Source organism: Streptomyces griseofuscus (assembly GCF_014673495.1).
Classification (GTDB): Bacteria; Actinomycetota; Actinomycetes; order Streptomycetales; family Streptomycetaceae; genus Streptomyces; species Streptomyces murinus.
The window spans coordinates 4524722-4541992 of record NZ_CP051006.1 but is presented as its reverse complement, the minus strand read 5'-3'; the positions used below and the strand labels follow the sequence as shown (position 1 = coordinate 4541992).

Sequence of the window (17271 nt, the reverse complement as noted above, 5' to 3'; positions counted from 1 at the left end):
ATCACCCCGGCGTTTGAAGGCACTGTCAGTGGCGCAGTGCACTATCGACGTGGGAGGTGGTGCAGGTGCCGGTCGGGGCGTACGACTGTGATGTGCTCGTGGTCGGAGGGGGCATCGTCGGGCTGTCGACGGCGTACGCGGTCGGCAGGGCGGCGCCGGGGACACGGGTGACCGTGCTGGAGAAGGAGCCGGGCCCCGCGCGCCACCAGACGGGGCGCAACAGCGGGGTGATCCACAGCGGGATCTACTACCGCCCGGGCTCCCTCAAGGCGCGGTACGCGGTGCGGGGCGCCGCCGAGATGGTCAAGTTCTGCGCCGAGTACGGCGTCGAGCACGCCGTCACCGGCAAGCTGATCGTGGCCACCGAGCGCGCCGAGCTGCCCCGGCTGCACTCCCTGGTCCAGCGCGGCCGGGAGAACGGAATACCGGTGCGCGAGCTGGGCGCCGCCCAGATCGCCGAGTACGAACCCGAGGTGCGCGGACTGGCCGCGATACACGTGGGCAGCACCGGCGTGTGCGACTACACGGGCGTGGCCCGGCAGCTCGCCCTCGCCTCCGGCGCCGACATCCGCTACGGCGCGCGGGTCGTCCAGGTGGACCGGCGCCCGGAGCGGGGCGTCGCCGTGCGCACCGCGGCCGGGGACGTGGTGCGCGGCCGGGTCCTGGTGAACTGCGCCGGTCTGTACTGCGACGAACTGGCCCGGCTGACCGGCGACGAGCCCGGCGTACGGATCGTGCCGTTCCGCGGCGAGTACTACGAGCTGGCCCGGCCCGAACTGGTGCGCGGCCTGGTGTACCCGGTGCCGGACCCGGCGTTCCCGTTCCTCGGCGTGCATCTGACCCGGGGCGTCGACGGCGGCGTGCACATCGGCCCGAACGCGGTCCCGGCCCTGGCCCGCGAGGGGTACGACTGGACGGTCGTACGGCCCCGGGAGCTGGCCGGCACCCTGGCCTGGCCCGGATCGTGGGCGATAGCCCGGCGGCACTGGCGCTACGGCACGGGTGAGCTGCACCGCTCGCTGTCGAAGGGCGCCTTCCTTGAGGCGGTGCGCAGGCTGCTGCCCGCGGCGCGGGCCGAGGACCTGGTGCCGGCGCCTGCCGGGGTGCGGGCCCAGGCGGTGCTGCGGGACGGCTCCCTGGTGGACGACTTCCTGATCAAGGAGGGCCCCCGCGCGGTGCATGTGCTGAACGCGCCGTCCCCGGCGGCCACCGCGTCCCTGCCGATCGGCCGGGAGGTCGCGCGCCGGGCGCTGGGGATGCTGGCGGCGGTCGGCGGCGCGGGCATCTCCGCGCCGCGCCCGTAGACTCGTTCGTACTGTGTCTGATGCGCTGAACACCCCCGACGTCCTGTCCGAGCCGGCCCCGGACGCCCCCGGTGCCGACCCCCGGCCCGCCCGGGCCAAGGGCGAGCCGCGCTTCCCGGACGGCCCGCAGCCCGATCCCGCCGGTTCGCACTTCGAGCGGCGGATCCGCAGCTTCCAGCCGCGCCGCAGCCGGGTGACGACCGGGCAGGCCGACGCGCTCCAGCGGCTGTGGCCCGCCTGGGGACTGGACATCGACGGACAGCGGGTGCTCGACCTCGCCGAGCTGTTCGGCAACGACCGTCCGGTCGTCCTGGAGATCGGCTTCGGCATGGGCGAGGCCACCGCGCAGATGGCCGCCGCCGACCCGGACACCAATGTGCTCGCGGTCGATGTGCACACCCCCGGCCAGGGCAATCTGCTGAACCTGGCCGAGCAGAACGCGCTGGACAACATCCGGGTGGGCAACGGGGACGCGATCATCCTGCTGCGCGAGATGCTGCGGCCCGACGCGCTCGCCGGGCTGCGGGTCTACTTCCCCGACCCCTGGCCCAAGAAGCGCCACCACAAGCGGCGGCTGATCCAGCCCGAGTTCCTCGACCTCGCCGCGACCCGGCTGCGGCCCGGCGCGCTGGTGCACTGCGCGACCGACTGGGAGCCGTACGCCGAGCAGATGCTGGAGGTGCTCTCGGCCCACCCCGACTTCGAGAACACGCAGGCCGACGGCGGTTTCGCGCCCCGGCCCGGGTTCCGGCCGCTGACCCGTTTCGAGGGACAGGGACTGGACAAGGGCCATGTCGTGCGCGATCTCCTCTTCCACCGCAGGTAGCCGCCGCCGGTAAACCGCTCAGCCCCTCGTCCCGCCACCGTTAGGGTCGATGCCGTGGCCACCAGTTCCGTGTACCCGACGTATCCCCCGCACCCCGGTACCGAGGCGCTGCGCCACCCGCACTGGTGGCAGCTGCGCTGGGTGCGGTACGGCGCGCTGATCACGCTGCTGGCGATGTCCGCCCTCGTCATCCTGGCGCTGGTGCGCAAGGAGACCGGCACCGAGGGGTTCCTGGTGGGGCTCGGCCTCGCGGTGCTGCCGGTGCCCTGGCTGATCACCGCGTTCCGCTGGCTGGACCGGGTGGCGCCCTTCGCCTGGCGGAACCTGGTGTTCGCGTTCTGCTGGGGCGCGTTCGCGGCGGCGCTCATAGCCATCGTCGCCAACAGCTTCGCGACCAAATGGATAGCCACCTCCACCGCGGACCCGGCGGGCGCCAACACCCTCGGCGCCACCGTGATAGCCCCGATCGTCGAGGAGTCCGCCAAGGCCGCGGCCGTGCTGCTCGTGTTCCTCTTCCGCAGGCGCGAGTTCACCGGGGTCGTGGACGGGATGGTGATAGCCGGGATCACCGCCACCGGGTTCGCGTTCACCGAGAACATCCTCTATCTCGGCACCGCCTTCGGCACCGACCAGGTCACCGGCGGCCATGGCATCGTCTCGGTCACCGCCGCCACCTTTTTCGTGCGCATCGTGATGTCCCCGTTCGCGCACCCCCTGTTCACCACCTGCACCGGCATCGGCTTCGGCCTCGCCGCGGTGTACGGCTCCCGCGGGCGCGCCCGGCGAGTGCTGATCCCGCTCGGCGGACTGCTCCTCGCGATGTGCATGCACGCCCTGTGGAACGGCTCCGCCGCCTTCGGGCAGTACGGCTTCCTCGCGGTCTACGGCGCCTTCATGCTGCCCGTGTTCGGGCTGCTGACCTGGCTCGGGATATGGACCCGGCAGCGGGAGCTGCGCACAGTGAGCGAGGAGCTGCCGGCGTATGTGCTGGCCGGCTGGCTGGGCCCGGCCGAGCCCGGCGCGCTGGGCTCGATGCGGGCCCGCAGGATGGCCCGCGACTACGCCCGCCACCACGCCGGACGCCCCACGGCACGGGCGGTCGCGCAGTACGAGACGTACGCCACCGCCCTCGCGCTGCTGCGGGCGCGGGGCCGCCGCGGCCGGGCGGGCGCGGACTTCGCCGTCCGTGAGCGGGAGCTGCTGGAGCAGCTGTGGCAGCGCCGGGAGGCCGCCCGCCCCGCCCTGGAGTACGCGGCCCGCAAGGCGGCCCCCGCCCCCGTCCCGCCGGGCTGGGCACCCGCGCCGTACGGGCACGCGTATGTCCGGGGGCCGGGGCACGGGTACGGTCCCGGACCCGGGTACGGATATCCGCAGGGCCCCGGGCACGCGCAGAGACCGGGGCCCGGGTACGGCTACCCGGCGGCACCATACCCGTCGTACAACCCGTACCGGATGTGACCTACGCCGAGGCGTCCGTCAGCCGCTTCAGTTCGTCGTCCGTCAGCTTCAGGTCGCCGACCGCCAGCAGCGGCGGGAGCTGCTCCAGGGTGCGGGCCGAGGCGATGGGCGCGGTGACGGTCGGCTGGGCGGCCAGCCAGGCGAGGGCGACGGTGGCGTGCGCGGCGTCGTGCGCGGCGGCGATCTCGTCGAGGGCGGCGAGGACCTTCTGGCCGCGCTCGGTCTCCGCGTACTTCGCGGCCCCGCCGGCGCGGGCGCTGTCCACCTTCGTGCCGGGCCGGTACTTGCCGGTCAGGAAGCCCGCGGCGAGCGCGAAGTACGGCACCGTGGACAGGCCCTCGCGGGCGACGAGGTCCTGGAGCGGGCCCTCGTAGGTGTCCCGGGAGACCAGGTTGTAGTGCGGCTGGAGCGCCACATAGCGGGCCAGGTTCTCGCGGGTGGAGAAGTCCAGGGACTCCTTCAGCCGCTCGGCGCTGATGTTGGACGCGGCGATCTGCCGGACCTTGCCTGCCTTCACCAGCTCGTCCAGCGCGCCGATGATCTCCTCGACCGGCACCTCGGGCTGGTCGAAGTGGGTGTAGTAGAGGTCGATATGGTCGGTGCCCAGCCGGGCCAGGGAGGCGTCGGCGGCGGCCTTGATGTTGGCCGCGGACAGGCCCTTGTACTGCGGGTGCTGGCTGACCTTGGTGGCGATGACGACGTCGGAGCGGTTGCCGCGGGCCTTGACCCACTTGCCGATGACGGTCTCGGACTCGCCGCCCTGGTGGCCCTCGACCCAGGCGCTGTAGGCGTCGGCGGTGTCGATGAAGTTGCCGCCCGCGGCCGTGTACGCGTCCAGGACGGCGAAGGAGGTCTGCTCGTCGGCGGTCCAGCCGAAGACATTGCCGCCCAGGCAGAGCGGGAAGACCTCGAGGTCGGAAGAGCCCAGTGTGCGCAGAGAAGTCATGCTTCACATCAACACCGGCGGCGGATGATCGCATTCCGCCGCCGGTGGGGGGATCCGCGCGGATTCCGCGCGGGTTCCGTCAGGGGTTGAGGCCCTTGTCGCGCAGCCAGGGCGCGGGGTCGATCGCGGTGGCCTGCCCGTTCGGGTGGACCTCCAGGTGCAGATGCGGCCCGGTGACATTGCCGGTGGCGCCGACGCGGCCGATGACCTCGCCGGTGCTGACCTTCTGGCCGACCGAGACATTGATCGAGGACTGGTGGCAGAACCACAGCTCGGTGCCGTCGTCCAGGGTGAGGACGGTGCGGTAGCCGTAGGCGCCGGCCCAGCCGGCCTGGGTGACGGTGCCGCCGTGCACAGCCTTGATCAGGGTGCCGGTGGGAGCGGCGAAGTCGAGGCCGGTGTGGTAGCCGGAGGACCACATGGCGCCGGGCTGCCCGAAGGTGCCGGTGATCGTGTACGAGACGACGGGCAGCGTGTACTGCTTGGCCAGCTCGGCCAGCCGCTTGGCCTCGGCCGCCTTCTTGACGGCGGCCTCCGCCTTCTCCTTGGCGGCGGCGGCCTTGTCGGCGGCCTCCTTCTCCGCCTTGGCGGCCGCGGCGTCGCTCTGCTGCTGGGCGGCGGCGACCATCGCGGCGGTGGCCTTGCTGTCGGCCTGGCCCTGCTGCTGCTCGGCCTGGGCCATGATCCGGTTGCGCAGGGCCTCGCCGGCGCCGCTGTCCTTGGCACCCTCGGTGGTCTGCCCGAGGTCGGTGAGCGCGGTGGCGGGCTCGGCCTTGGTCGCGGCGGCGGAGTCGTCGCCGAAGAAGTGCTCGACGGTGGACAGATGCGGCACCGAGACGTTCGGCATGTCCGGCACCGAGATGGAGACCGGCGGCTTGCCGGTGTTGGCGCTGGCGATGCCGCCCGCGCCGACGGCGGCGATCACACCGACGCCGAGGACGGTGGAGCTGCGGGCGAAGCCGCCGCGCTGCTTGGCGACGCGGTGCCGGCCGCGGACCGGGGTGACGGTCTCCTCGGTGGGGTTCCACTCCTCCCAGGGGCCGTCGTCGTCGAGGCCGGGGCCGGGGCCGGGGCCGGGGCCGAACGACTCGGGTTCACGCTGGGCGGGCACGAACGGGGCTTCTGGGGCAGGCCGGTTGGACGCCACGGGGGCGTGCTCCTTTCCTTCCTCCGCCTACCGGGTTAGCTGACGGGTTCGGAGCAGGAAGGTCTCCTACGCGCGTATACCGCTCCCGGACTCGCTGAGTCCGCGACGGTGTCCGCGTGATTCACCCCAAGGTGGTGGTTCCCCGGTTCCCTTACGGGATTCGGCGCGTGCGCACGGAGCCGCCTCGGGTGACGGCTGGGACGACCGCGCTGCGTTATCGAACGTTAATAGACCCGGGGGGAACTTTCCAAGCCGTTCGGCTTGATCATTAACGCTTCGACCGGTGGACTTACCGCCCAGCGGGCCGTCAAACCGGGCGAGTTGACCGGGGTCCAGGAGTCATCGGGTTTTTGATGGTGACTCAGATGTTATACACAGGGAGGTTGAACGGTCACTACGGGTAACCCCCGTATCCGGGGCCCGGAAAACACTCAGGGCCGGAATCCATCAACTGGATTCCGGCCCTGAGATATCAGTAGCGGGGACAGGATTTGAACCTGCGACCTCTGGGTTATGAGCCCAGCGAGCTACCGAGCTGCTCCACCCCGCGGCGATGTCTCTACTGTACGCCATCACCGGGGTGGAAAGCACATCGGTTACGACGGGGCCCCGGAGCGGCCCGGCAGATGCCGGTTCGGGGCCTTGGCCAGGTCCTCGTACTCGGGCAGTACGAGGACCTCGACGCCCGCGCCGGTCAGCACCCCCGTGCCGTCGGCCGCCACCACGAACGTGTCCGGCTCGCGCCAGGCGGTCACCACCCGGCGCACCCCCGCCCGCAGGATCAGCTCGGCGCAGGGCGCGGGGCGGGAGGCGCGGCGGGCGCAGGGCTCCAGGCTGCTGTAGACGGTGGCGCCGGGCAGCCGGGGGTCGGCGGGGTCGGTCTTGGCGAGCGCCGCCTCCTCCGCGTGCACCACCGGGTCCGTGCCCTCCCGGGAGTGGCCGCGGGCCAGCTCGGTGCCGTCGGCGGCGACCACGACCGCGCCGACGCTGAAGGCCGTCTCCGAGGGCGGGCACAGCGCGGCCAGCTCGCAGGCGGTGCGCAGCCAGTGCCGGTCGGCAGCGGTGGCCAGCGGGCCGGTGCCGGGCGCGGTGGGCTCGTAGCGCAACAGCACGACGTCCTCGATCCGGCGGGACTCGACGAGCCGCAGCCGGCCCTCCTGGTAGCGGCCGGGGCCGAACAGCCGCGGGGCGGCCGGATCGCCCACGACCAGCGGGGCGACCGCCAGGTGCAGCTCGTCGGCGAGGCCCTGCTGGAGGAGCTGGGTGTGCACGGCCGCGCCGCCCTCCACCATCAGCCGGCCGACCCCGCGCTCGGTGCGCAGATGGCCGAGCAGCGCCCGCCAGTCCAGCTCCGGGCCGAGCGCGACGACCTCGGCGGCGCCGCCGAGCAGCCGGGCGGCCCTCGCCGCGCCCCGGTCGGTCGTGTAGACGAGCTTGTCGCCGCCGGTGTGCCAGAAGCGGGCCCCGGCATCGAGGTCGCCGCTGCCCGTGACGGTGACCTTCAGCGGGTACTCCGGCCGGCCCCGCGCGAGCCGCATCGCGCGCCGCTCGGCGGAGTTGACCAGCAGGCGCGGATTGTCGGCCCGCAGGGTGCCGGCGCCGACCAGGAGGGCGTCGGCCGAGGCCCGTACCGCGTCGACCCGGTCGAAGTCGGCCGGTCCGGACAGCAGCAGCCGCTCCGGGCCGGTGTCGTCCAGGCAGCCGTCGAGGGAGACGGCGGCGGACAGCAGCACGTACGGGTACGGCGCGGACTCGGGGTGGGCTCGCTCGGTGCTCATCGGCTCCAGTGTGCGGCCCGGGGTCAGCCGGCCTGCTCCCGGGGAAGGCGCGCGTCGCCCAGTTCGTGCCCGGCGAAGGACAGGACGACGATCAGTACACCGCCGCAGGTGATCGCCCAGTCGGCGAGGTTCATGACGCTGAAGTCGCGCACCGAGATGAAGTCGACCACCGCGCCGCGCATGCCGCCCGGTGAGCGGAAGAGCCGGTCGGTCAGATTGCCGACGGCGCCGCCCAGCAGCAGGCCGAGGGCGATCGCCCAGGGTGCGCTGGTCAGCCGGCGCGACACCCGCACGATGACGGCGGCCACGGCGAGCGCGATCAGGGTGAACACGATGGTCGTGGCGCTGCCCATGCCGAAGGCCGCGCCGGGATTGCGCTGCACCCGCAGCTCCAGCCAGGACCCGAGCACCGGCACGGGGTCCCGGCCCTCCAGGCCCGCGACCACCGCGAGCTTGCTCCCCAGATCGACGGCGTAGGCGACGGCGGCCACCAGCCACAGCACCCACACCCGCCGCCGCGTCCCGTGCCCGTTCGACTCGCTCGGCATCACCCTCGTACTCCTCCCCGATTCCCGCCCAGCGTACGGGCCGGCCGGCGGGACGTCACCGCTTTCCATGGCCCGCGGAAACGGCATTCGTATTTTCGCCAGTTGCTGTCATAGGACCGCCGGACCCCGCTTTCGAGCTACAGAAGCACCCGAATGCCCCACACCCTCATCTCCCGAGAGGCTCGTTAGCTGACCGTGGCACGCACTGAGAGACGCACAGCGCTGAATCTCCACTCGCCGGTCACATTCCGGCTGGAAAGCAGGGAAGGCGAGGTGTTCACCGACGGCTGTTCAGATCTTCTTGACGATTTCTTGAAGAGAATCCGCCAGCTGGAGAGTGAGTACCTGCGGGCGATGGTGAGGCTCTAGGAGTCAGCCCATGGACAGGATTCACGATGAAGACGTTTTGTGTGACTATGAGTTCAGCACGCTCGAGATGCAATGGGACCCGGTCGAAGAACTGGCCCAGATGCTGTCCGGGGCGTCCGCCGCGAATCCCGATCCGGCCCCGCCGCACGGCAGGTCCAGCCACCGGAGAAACCGTCGGCGCATCCGTACCGAGCCCGGATTGCTGCGCGACAATCAGCGCGGTGCGCCCGTCACGCTGCTGATCGCCACCATCTCGGTGTGCGCGCTGTGCATGCTGGGCTGGTCCTTCTCCTATTCCTACGCACAACTCCGTGCCACCGCTTCCTCGGTACTGCCGATGCGCCTCGCGCAGTGGTGGCCGTTGACGGTGTACGGACCCTGGCTCGTGGCGGCGCTGTCCATTCTGCGGGCGACGGTCCAGAGCCGAAGTGCCAGGAGATCGTGGGGAGTTCTGCTGGGTGCCTCCGCGATGGCGGTCGCCCTGTGCGTCTGCCATGCGGCGCATTCCCCGCTTTCCCTGATCATCTTCGGAATTCCGCCGATCACCGCCCTGGTGTGTTTCTGGGAAATCGTCGGCCAGGTCTCCTCCAAGGTGGCCCGCCCCCGGCATGCCGCGCACAGCCGCCGCAATCCCAAGGCGCAGGGGCCGTACGACGTCAGGTGAGTGAGCCGGCCCGCCGGGAACACCGGCGGGCGCGGTCACAGCAGGACGACGCAGCCCCGCCGCTCCAGCTCCGCCGTGAGGGGGGAGCCCCGGGGGCAGTCGTTCCAGCGCAGGTCCAGCTTCTCCAGCGCGGGCAGCTCCAGGATCCAGTCGGGCAGCCGGGTGAGCCGGTTGCCGCGCACGTCCAGCTGCCGCAGCAGGGGCAACCCGGCGAGGCATCGCGGCAGTTCGGGCAGCGCGTTCTCCCGCAGATCGAGGTGGCGCAGCTCCGTCAGCGCGCCCATGGAGGCGGGCAGGTCCGCCAGCTCATTGCCCCGCAGCCAGAGCTCGCGAAGGCTTCCGAGATCTCCGACGGCATCGGGCAGCGCGGTCAACCGGTTGTGCTGCGACCGCAGTTCGACGAGCCCGGCCATCCGGCCGATGCTGCCGGGCAGGGCCGTGAGCGCGTTCTCCCCGACGTTCAGATAGCGCAGCCGCGTCAGGTTCCCCAGCTCCTCGGGAAGCCCGCCGAGCGCGTTGTCGTGCAGATAGAGGAAGCCGTCGAGCCCGGTCAGCTCCCCGATCTCCGGGGGCACCGAGGTGAGCCGGTTGTGCCCGAGGTCCAGGGTCCGCAGGGCCCGCAGCCGTCCGATGGCGCCCGGCAGCGCGGTGAGCCCGTTGTCCGCGAGGATGAGCACCTGGAGCCCGGCACGCTCCCAGACCGACTCGGGCACCTGCCCCAGCTGCCGCCGCCACAGATCCAGCACCCGCGCGGAGTCCTGCGTCACGCCTCCCCCGCGCCGGCCGCCACCAGCAGGCGCACCACGTCCCCGACCCGCCGGCGGATCTCCGGGTCGGCGACGACCCCGTCCTCCCCCACATCACCGTGCCCCACCGGCACCCGTACACAGGCCGCCTCCACCACGGCCGCCCCGGTGTACCCGAGCACCGTCCGCAAGGTGGCCGTCGCGCCCTCTCCCCGGCCCGGCGCCGCCACATTGACCCAGGCGACCGGCTTGTCGCAGATCTCGGTCCCGCCGACCGTCCAGTCCAGCAGGTTCTTGAACGCGCCCGGCAGGGTCCCCGCGTACTCCGGCGCGCAGATCAGTACCGCGTCCGCCGCCTCGATGGCCGCCCGCATCCGGGCCACGGCCGCCGGCAGCGGTTCCCGGTCGTCATCGGGATTGAAGTGCGGAAGCCCGCCCAGCCCGTCGTACATCAGGGTCCGCACCCCGGCCTGTGCCGCCACCGCCCGCGCCGTGCGCAGCAACGCCTCATTGGCGGAATGGGCCCGCAGGCTCCCGGACAGCAGCAGAATCATCACCGAACCCCCTGAAAACGGCTGAAGCCCCCAGCTCGAACTGCCTCTGAGCTGGGGGCGATTCCGTAGGCCCTGTGGGACTCGAACCCACAACCAATGGATTAAAAGTCCACTGCTCTGCCAATTGAGCTAAGGGCCCAGGCGATGTTGCCTGTCCGAGCATAGCCGCAGGAGGCCGGGTCTCCGATCGGGTAGGGGGGACCCGGCCGCGTCGGGGGGTGGGATGGCTAGTTTTTGACGGGGGTGGAGGCGGGGGTGCGGGCGCGCGCGGGGTCGAGGAACCAGTGGCGCGCGGAGACGAGCCACCAGGTGGCGGCGAAGCCCAGGACGACCAGGACGGCGATCGGGGCGTAGTTGAAGGTCTTCCAGGTGACGGGGGAGACCTGGGGCAGCATGAAGAGGATCGTGATCGCCAGCACCCACAGGACCGAGACCACCCCGATCACGCCCGACCAGCGGCCCAGGTGCCAGGGGCCCCGCTGGAACGCCGCGCCCTTGCGGACCCGCAGGAAGGTCGGGACGACGTAGGCGAGATAGAGGCCGATCACCGCGATGGACGTCACCGCCGCGTACGCCGTCGAGTTGATCAGATAGGGCAGACCGAGGACCAGCGCGGCGAACGCGGCCAGCCAGACCGCCGCCACGGGAGTGCGGGTGCGCGGGCTCACCGTGTGCCAGAGCCGGGAGAAGGGCAGCGCGCCGTCGCGCGAGAAGGCGTAGATCATGCGGCTGTTGGCGGTCACGGAGGCCATGCCGCAGAAGAGCTGGGCGCCGATCACCACCAGGAGCAGCAGCTTGCCGGAGGTGGCGCCCAGCGCGTCCAGGAGGATCTGGGCCGGCGGCGCGCCGGTCGCGGAGGCCAGCTCCTTGTCGTACGACTGGATGGCGTAGGTGAAGCCGAGCAGCAGGACGAACCCCGCGATCCAGGACGTCCAGATGGAGCGCACGATGCCCTTCGGGCCCGCCGTGGCCGCGTCGCGCGTCTCCTCGGTCATATGGGCGGAGGCGTCGTAGCCGGTGAACGTGTACTGGGCCATCAGAAGGCCGAGCAGGACGACGTAGACACCGCTGCCCCAGCCCGTCCCGTTGACGAAGTGGGTGAAGACGAAGGATGTCGAGCGGTGGTGGTCGGGTACGACGGCCAGCGCGCCGACGATGACCGCCACCCCGAGCACGTGCCACCACACGCTCACGCTGTTCAGGAAGGCGACGATCCGCACGCCGAAGGTGTTCAGCAGGCCGTGCAGCAGCAGGATCGCGGCGAAGAGCAGGACCGTGCGCACGCGTGTGACCTCGAAGTCGAACTGGAGGTTCAGATACGCGCCGAGGAAGGAGGCCGCGCCGAAGTCGATGCCGGCGGTGACCGCGACCTGGCCCAGCACGTTGAACCAGCCCGTGAACCACGCCCACGCCGCCGCCGAGCGCTCGGGCGCCAGCCGGTGGGCCCAGAAGTACAGTCCGGCCGAGGTCGGGTAGGCCGAGCAGATCTCGGCCATCGACAGCCCCACGAGCAGCGTCATCAGGCCGACCGCGACCCAGCCCCAGGTGATCACGGCGGGGCCGCCCGTGGTCATGCCGAAGGAGTAGAGGGTCAGGCAGCCCGACAGGACCGAGATGATCGTGAAGGACACCGCGTAGTTGGCGAACGCCGACATACGGCGGGCGAGGACCTGCGTGTAACCGAGCTGGGCCAGCCGCTCCTCGTCCGAGGGCACACCCGCTGTCGTGTCTTCTGTCATGCCCCCAGCAATTCCCCTGCCACGGGCGTGACATGCGTCACTCGGGGGCGGTACGCGGAAGGGCCCGCACGACGTGGGTCGTGCGGGCCCTTCGCTGTTCTACGGCGATCCGTCAGCCGTTGCGCTTCCAGCGCGGCTTGTCGTCGCGGCGGCCGAAGGAGGAGCCGGTGCCGCCGGTGCCGCGGTGGTCGTCACGACGGCCGTAGGGGCGCTCGTGGCCGCCGGAGCGGAAGCCCGGACGGTCGTCGCGGCGGTCGCGGTTGAACGGACGGTCGCTGCCCCGGTGGCCACCGCGGTCGTCACGGCGGAAGCCGCCACGGTCGCCACCGCGGTCGTCACGACGCTCGAAGGAACGGCCACCACGGTCGTCACGGCGCTCGCCGCGGTCGTCACGGCGGAAGCCGCCACGGTCGTCACGGCGTTCGAAGGAACGGCCACCACGGTCGTCGCGGCGGTCGTCACGGCGCTCGAAGGAGCGACCGCCACGGTCGTCACGGCGGTCACGGTCGAACGGACGACGGTCGTCGCGGCGCTCGAAGGAGCGGCCACCACGGTCGTCACGACGGTCACCGCGGTCGTCACGGCGGAAGCCGCCACGGTCGTCACGGCGCTCGAAGGAACGGCCACCACGGTCGTCACGGCGCTCGAAGCCACGGCCACCGCGGTCGTCGCGGCGGTCACGGTCGAACGGACGACGGTCGTCGCGGCGCTCGGGCGCCGCCGAAGCCGCCGGACGCTCCTCGCGCTCGGTCTCCCGGGCGGCGGGCGCCTCGGCCGCCAGCTCCTCGGCGGCGGAGGCCTGCGCCTCGGCCACCGCGGTCTCCGGGTCCTCACCGCGCTCGCGGGCGACCCGGGCCACCAGGCGGTCGGCCTCCTCGCGCAGCTCAGTGGCGCGGCGCTGGGCACGCTCCAGCTGCTTGGTCAGCTGGCCGACCTCGCGCTCGGCCTGCTGCGCGGCGTTGCCCGCGGACTCGGCCTGCACCTCGGTCATGGACCGGGCGCCGGTGATCTCGGCGACCTCCGGCTCGAAGGCGGCGCCGCCCTGGATGATGTGGCGGCCCGCGTCGACGCCGGCGTCCTCCATCAGACGGAAGATCTGGCGGCGCTGGTGCGGCAGCGACAGGGAGACGACGGTGCCGGTACGGCCCGCACGCGCGGTACGGCCCGCACGGTGCAGGTAGTCCTTGTGGTCGCCGGCCGGGTCCACGTTGAGGACCAGGTCGATGCCGTCCACGTGGATGCCGCGGGCGGCGACGTCGGTGGCGACCAGGACGTTGACGTAACCGTCCTTGAAGTCCGCCAGGGTGCGGGTACGCGCGCCCTGGGTCATGCCGCCGTGCAGCGCGTCGGCCTTCACACCCGCGTCGCGCAGCTGCTCGGCGACGCGGTCGGCGCCCAGCTGGGTGCGGACGAAGATGATCGTGCGGCCCTTGCGGGAGGCGATCGCGGCGGTGACCGGCGCCTTGTCCTTGGGCTTCACGATGAGGATGTGGTGCGACATGGTCGTCACCGCGCCCTGGGCCGCGTCCACCTCGTGGGAGACGGGGTTCTTCAGGTAGCGGTCGACGAGGGTCTGGATCTCGTTCTCCATGGTGGCGGAGAAGAGCATGCGCTGACCGTCGGCCGGGACCTGGTCCAGCAGCTCGGTGACCTCGGGCAGGAAGCCCAGGTCGGACATCTGGTCGGCCTCGTCCAGGACGGTGATCTGGACGTCCTCCAGCGAGCAGGCGCCGCGGTTGATGATGTCGCGCAGCCGGCCCGGGGTGGCGACGAGGATGTCGACGCCGCGCTCCAGGGCGTAGATCTGGTTGCCCATGGACGTGCCGCCGCAGACGACCTTCATCTTCAGGCCGACGACGTCGCCGTACGGCTGGAGGGCGTCCGCGACCTGCATGGCCAGCTCACGGGTCGGGGTGAGGATGACCGCGCGGGGGCGCTTCTTCTCGGTGCGGCCGCCGGCCAGCCGGGCCAGCGTCGGCAGACCGAAGGAGAGGGTCTTGCCGGAGCCGGTGCGGCCGCGGCCGAGGATGTCCTTGCCGAGCAGGGCGTCCGGGATGGTCGCGGCCTGGATCGGGAAGGGGGACGTCACGCCGTTCTGCGCGAGCTTGCGCACGATGCCCTCGGGGAGGCCGAGGTCGGCAAAGGTGATCTGGGGGGTCTGGGGGGCCTCAGTGGCCTGGGTCTCAGTGGCCTCGGTCGCCTCGTCCACGAGTTCGTTCACGTTCTCGTTTTCGGGCACGACGATCTGGTCAAAACTGGACACGGACATGCGAATGCGAAACCTTCCGGAGTCTCTTCGGCACGCGCCCGTCAACTCCGTGATTCGCACACGACCGCCTCAATGCGGTCCGCCACGGCAAGGGAGAGTACGCGCCACACGGCGCGCTCTGCAGTGGCGCCGGGCAAATGGGATCAAACGATCTACCACCATACGCACCCCCCACCCCTGAAGGCAAACCGATGGGCCGCCTCGGAGGGTGCGTCCGGTCACATCGGGACGCCCGCCGCGGGTGCCGGTTCGCGTTGCACCAGCTGGGGGCCGGGGTCCTCGTGCGCCGAGGAGGAGGGTTCGGCCGAAGGTGGCTCGGTGTCGGGCGGCGGCGGGGTGGTCGGCGGGGGCGGGGGCGGCGCGGTGGTGGACCCGGGGGTCGGCTGCTGCGCGGGCGGGGCCGGCGGGGCCCCGGGGCTCTTGCGGGGCTTGGCGGGGTCCGCGGAGGCGCTGTCGGCGCCGGACGCGTCGGCCGAGGACGCCGGTGCCGACTCCCCCGGCTTCGGCTTCCCGCCGTGCCCGTGCTTGCCGTCACCCCCGGGTGCGACGCGGCCCGGCCCGGCCGCGCCGTCCGCCGCGGGTCCTGCGCCCACCGCCGCTCCGGCGCCGCCGTGCCGTTCCGTGGAGTGCGAGGGCGCGGTCCGGCCGGCGGCGTCACCCACGTTCACACAGCCGGTGGCGACGGAGACGGCCAGTGCCGTGACGACCAGACGTACGGGTACGGGCAAGGGGCGCACGGCGGCCACCTCCGGGGACAGGGAACGGGGTCAACCTGTCCAACTCCCGTCGCCCGCAGGAGGACACGCGCCACGTACGCATCAACCCACCCGGCCCGTACGGCTCCTGCGGCCGCGCCCGCCTCCCCCGCATCCGCCCCGACGCCCCGTCACCCGTAGCCGAGCGCGTGCAGCCGGGCGTCGTCGATGCCGAAGTGATGGGCGATCTCGTGCACCACGGTCACCTCGGTCTCCGCCACGACGTCCTCGCGGGTGTCGCACATCCGCAGCGTCGGCCCCCGGTAGACCGTGATCCGGTCCGGCAGCACCCCGGCGTACCACTCGCCCCGCTCGGTCAGCGGGGTGCCCTCGTACAGACCGAGCAGATCGGGATCGGCGGCGGGCGGTTCGTCCTCCACGAACACCGCCACGTTGTCCATGAGCCGCGTCAGCTCCGGCGGGATCCGGTCGAGCGCCTCGGCGACCAGTTCCTCGAACTCCTCGCGCGTCATCTCCAGCACAGCGCCATTGTCGGGCACGTGACAGTGGTACGGGAGCGGCGGAGCGCCGCATACCCCCGCCCGCATTTGGGCATACGGGATCAATGGTCCGCGTCCCCGTCGCCGTCCTGAACCGCATGCCGAACCTCGCCGCCGCCCTCTTCCGCCGCCCCCGTCCCGATTCCCGCCCCCGGCCGCTCCCCGAGCTGGAGCTCGCCGCCCGCCCCCGGCCGTGGCTCGGCGCGCTCGGCCTCACCGCGGTCGTGCTGGTCGGCGCCTGGCTGGGACTGCTGGTCGTCGGCAATGTGCGGACACCGGTCGGCCCGATGAACACCACGATGGCGCTGCGCCCCTCACTGACCGGCGGCACCAAGATCAATGTGTCCCCGCTGGGCGCGCTCACCCTGGACAGCCATGTCGCGCCGGTCCGGCTGGACGTCAACGTCGACCAGCTGGACCCGCTGCGCTCCCAGGAACTGGTGGACCACCCGGACCGGATCTCCGGTCTCCAGGACGAGGTGGTCCACGACGTGGAGCACGGCACCCTCGACCTCGCCGTGCGCTCCGGCGTCGCCGTGGTGGTCGGCGCGGGCGCCCTCGGCTTCGCCGTCTACCGGCGCCCGAGCCGCGCGCTCACGGCCGGCGGACTCGCCCTCGCGCTGCTGGCCGCCTCGGGCATCTCCGCGTACGCCACCTGGAACCCCAAGTCGGTACTGGAGCCGAGGTTCTCCGGACTGCTGTCCTCCGCGCCCTCGGTGATCGGCAACGCGCGCGGCATCGTCAGCGACTTCGACGTCTACCAGCAGGAGTTGGCCCGCCTGGTGACGAACGTGACCAAGCTGTACGACGTCACGTCCACGCTGCCCACCTACCAGCCGGACCCCTCCACCATCCGGGTCCTGCATGTCTCGGACATCCATCTGAACCCGGCGAGCTGGAAGATCATCGCCTCGCTGGTGAAGCAGTACAAGGTGAATGTGATCGTGGACTCCGGCGACACGATGGACCACGGCACGGCGGCGGAGAACGGCTTCCTGGACCCGATCGCCCAGCTGGGCGTGCCGTACGTCTGGGTGCGGGGCAACCACGACTCCAGGACCACCCAGCGCTATCTGGAGCGTATGAAGAACGTCCGGGTGCTGGACGACGGCCGGGCGCGGACGGTGGGCGGGCTGCGCTTCGCGGGCATCGGCGATCCGCAGTTCACCCCGGACCGCGCGGTGGTGCCGGGCGGTGACGCCGCCGAGCGGCTGGCGGGCGACCGGCTGGACAGCGCGCTGCGTTCCCAGCGGACCGCGGGGACACCGGTGGACGTGGCGATCGCGCATGAACCGGTGGCGGCGCGGGAGACGGACGGGGAGGTGCCGCTGGTGCTGTGCGGGCATCTGCACCACGAGGGGGACGAGAAGCTGCCGTACGGGACACGGCTGCGGATGGAGGGCTCGACCGGGGGCAGCGGGCTGCGCGCGGTGGAGGGGAAGCACCCCGCGCCGATCGAGGCGTCGGTGCTCTATTTCGACCGTGACAGCCATCGGCTCCAGGCGTGGGACGCGATCCGGCTGGGTGGCCTCGGACTGACGACGGCCGAGGTCAGCCGCCATCTGGCGGACGACAACCGGTCCGGCGCGACACCCCCGTCGACCGCTCCCTCGCCCTCCGGGAACGGGGGCTCCGCCCGCCGCCCGTAAACCGTTTTGGCGATCCCCC

Annotated in this window: 15 protein-coding genes, 2 tRNA genes and 1 riboswitch; of the genes, 5 read left to right on the top strand and 12 right to left on the bottom strand. The window is 72.0% G+C overall.

Annotation, left to right across the window (positions count from 1 at the left end; translation table 11 throughout):
- Positions 1-56: 56 nt before the first annotated feature.
- The 3 genes from lhgO to HEP81_RS20235 are packed head-to-tail and all read left to right on the top strand — an operon-like array spanning position 57 to position 3588.
- Complete coding sequence (gene lhgO, locus HEP81_RS20245) at positions 57-1304, top strand: L-2-hydroxyglutarate oxidase (protein ID WP_037650735.1); 1248 nt, start codon at positions 57-59, stop codon at positions 1302-1304.
- Positions 1305-1317: 13 nt separating this feature from the next.
- Positions 1318-2130: a tRNA (guanosine(46)-N7)-methyltransferase TrmB gene (trmB, locus tag HEP81_RS20240; RefSeq protein ID WP_037650732.1), complete on the top strand. Its 813-nt coding sequence runs from the start codon at positions 1318-1320 to the stop codon at positions 2128-2130.
- A 54-nt stretch (positions 2131-2184) separates the two neighbouring features.
- Entirely contained in the window at positions 2185-3588 is a 1404-nt protein-coding gene (locus tag HEP81_RS20235; RefSeq protein ID WP_037650730.1) for a PrsW family intramembrane metalloprotease, read from the top strand.
- 1 nt (position 3589) lies between these two features.
- Here the strand turns inward: HEP81_RS20235 and HEP81_RS20230 are convergent, their stop codons facing one another.
- From HEP81_RS20230 to lspA, 5 genes are all read right to left on the bottom strand, one after another.
- A complete protein-coding gene (locus HEP81_RS20230) occupies positions 3590-4534 on the bottom strand; it encodes an aldo/keto reductase (RefSeq protein ID WP_037650728.1) in 945 nt (314 codons plus the stop codon).
- A 79-nt stretch (positions 4535-4613) separates the two neighbouring features.
- On the bottom strand, positions 4614-5681 hold the full coding sequence (locus HEP81_RS20225; protein WP_037650726.1) for a M23 family metallopeptidase: 1068 nt from the start codon (positions 5679-5681) through the stop codon (positions 4614-4616).
- A gap of 9 nt (positions 5682-5690) precedes the next feature.
- Positions 5691-5857, bottom strand: a riboswitch (cyclic di-AMP (ydaO/yuaA leader).
- 300 nt (positions 5858-6157) lie between these two features.
- Positions 6158-6231: transfer RNA gene (locus HEP81_RS20220), tRNA-Met, on the bottom strand.
- Between the two features lie 46 nt (positions 6232-6277).
- Positions 6278-7459 (bottom strand): dihydrofolate reductase family protein, encoded by a 1182-nt coding sequence (locus tag HEP81_RS20215; RefSeq protein ID WP_037650725.1) that lies wholly within the window; start codon positions 7457-7459, stop codon positions 6278-6280.
- Between the two features lie 23 nt (positions 7460-7482).
- Positions 7483-8007 (bottom strand): signal peptidase II, encoded by a 525-nt coding sequence (gene lspA, locus HEP81_RS20210; RefSeq protein ID WP_037650723.1) that lies wholly within the window; start codon positions 8005-8007, stop codon positions 7483-7485.
- Positions 8008-8386: 379 nt separating this feature from the next.
- Here lspA and HEP81_RS20205 point away from each other — a divergent pair, with 379 nt between their 5' ends.
- On the top strand, positions 8387-9040 hold the full coding sequence (locus HEP81_RS20205; RefSeq protein ID WP_051849828.1) for a DUF2637 domain-containing protein: 654 nt from the start codon (positions 8387-8389) through the stop codon (positions 9038-9040).
- 35 nt (positions 9041-9075) lie between these two features.
- Here the strand turns inward: HEP81_RS20205 and HEP81_RS20200 are convergent, their stop codons facing one another.
- The 7 genes from HEP81_RS20200 to HEP81_RS20170 all read right to left on the bottom strand — a co-directional run bounded on the left by HEP81_RS20200 (position 9076) and on the right by HEP81_RS20170 (position 15585).
- Positions 9076-9807 (bottom strand): leucine-rich repeat domain-containing protein, encoded by a 732-nt coding sequence (locus tag HEP81_RS20200; protein WP_243279500.1) that lies wholly within the window; start codon positions 9805-9807, stop codon positions 9076-9078.
- Positions 9804-10340 carry an NADPH-dependent FMN reductase gene (locus tag HEP81_RS20195; protein ID WP_037650720.1) on the bottom strand — a complete coding sequence of 179 codons (537 nt, stop codon included), beginning with the start codon at positions 10338-10340 and terminating at the stop codon, positions 9804-9806. The genes HEP81_RS20200 and HEP81_RS20195 overlap by 4 nt, the downstream gene beginning before the upstream one ends.
- 66 nt (positions 10341-10406) lie before the next feature.
- A tRNA-Lys gene (locus HEP81_RS20190) sits at positions 10407-10479 on the bottom strand.
- Positions 10480-10567: 88 nt separating this feature from the next.
- Positions 10568-12079: an amino acid permease gene (locus HEP81_RS20185; protein WP_037650718.1), complete on the bottom strand. Its 1512-nt coding sequence runs from the start codon at positions 12077-12079 to the stop codon at positions 10568-10570.
- 112 nt (positions 12080-12191) lie between these two features.
- Positions 12192-14348 (bottom strand): DEAD/DEAH box helicase, encoded by a 2157-nt coding sequence (locus tag HEP81_RS20180; protein ID WP_051849827.1) that lies wholly within the window; start codon positions 14346-14348, stop codon positions 12192-12194.
- A gap of 218 nt (positions 14349-14566) precedes the next feature.
- Positions 14567-15085, bottom strand: coding sequence for a hypothetical protein (locus tag HEP81_RS20175; RefSeq protein ID WP_037650851.1), 519 nt, complete (start codon positions 15083-15085; stop codon positions 14567-14569).
- A 149-nt stretch (positions 15086-15234) separates the two neighbouring features.
- Positions 15235-15585, bottom strand: a complete 351-nt coding sequence (locus tag HEP81_RS20170) for a metallopeptidase family protein (RefSeq protein ID WP_037650716.1) — start codon at positions 15583-15585, stop codon at positions 15235-15237.
- A gap of 83 nt (positions 15586-15668) precedes the next feature.
- Between HEP81_RS20170 and HEP81_RS20165 the strand changes: the two genes are divergently transcribed.
- Positions 15669-17252: a metallophosphoesterase family protein gene (locus HEP81_RS20165; RefSeq protein ID WP_037650714.1), complete on the top strand. Its 1584-nt coding sequence runs from the start codon at positions 15669-15671 to the stop codon at positions 17250-17252.
- Positions 17253-17271 lie beyond the last annotated feature (19 nt).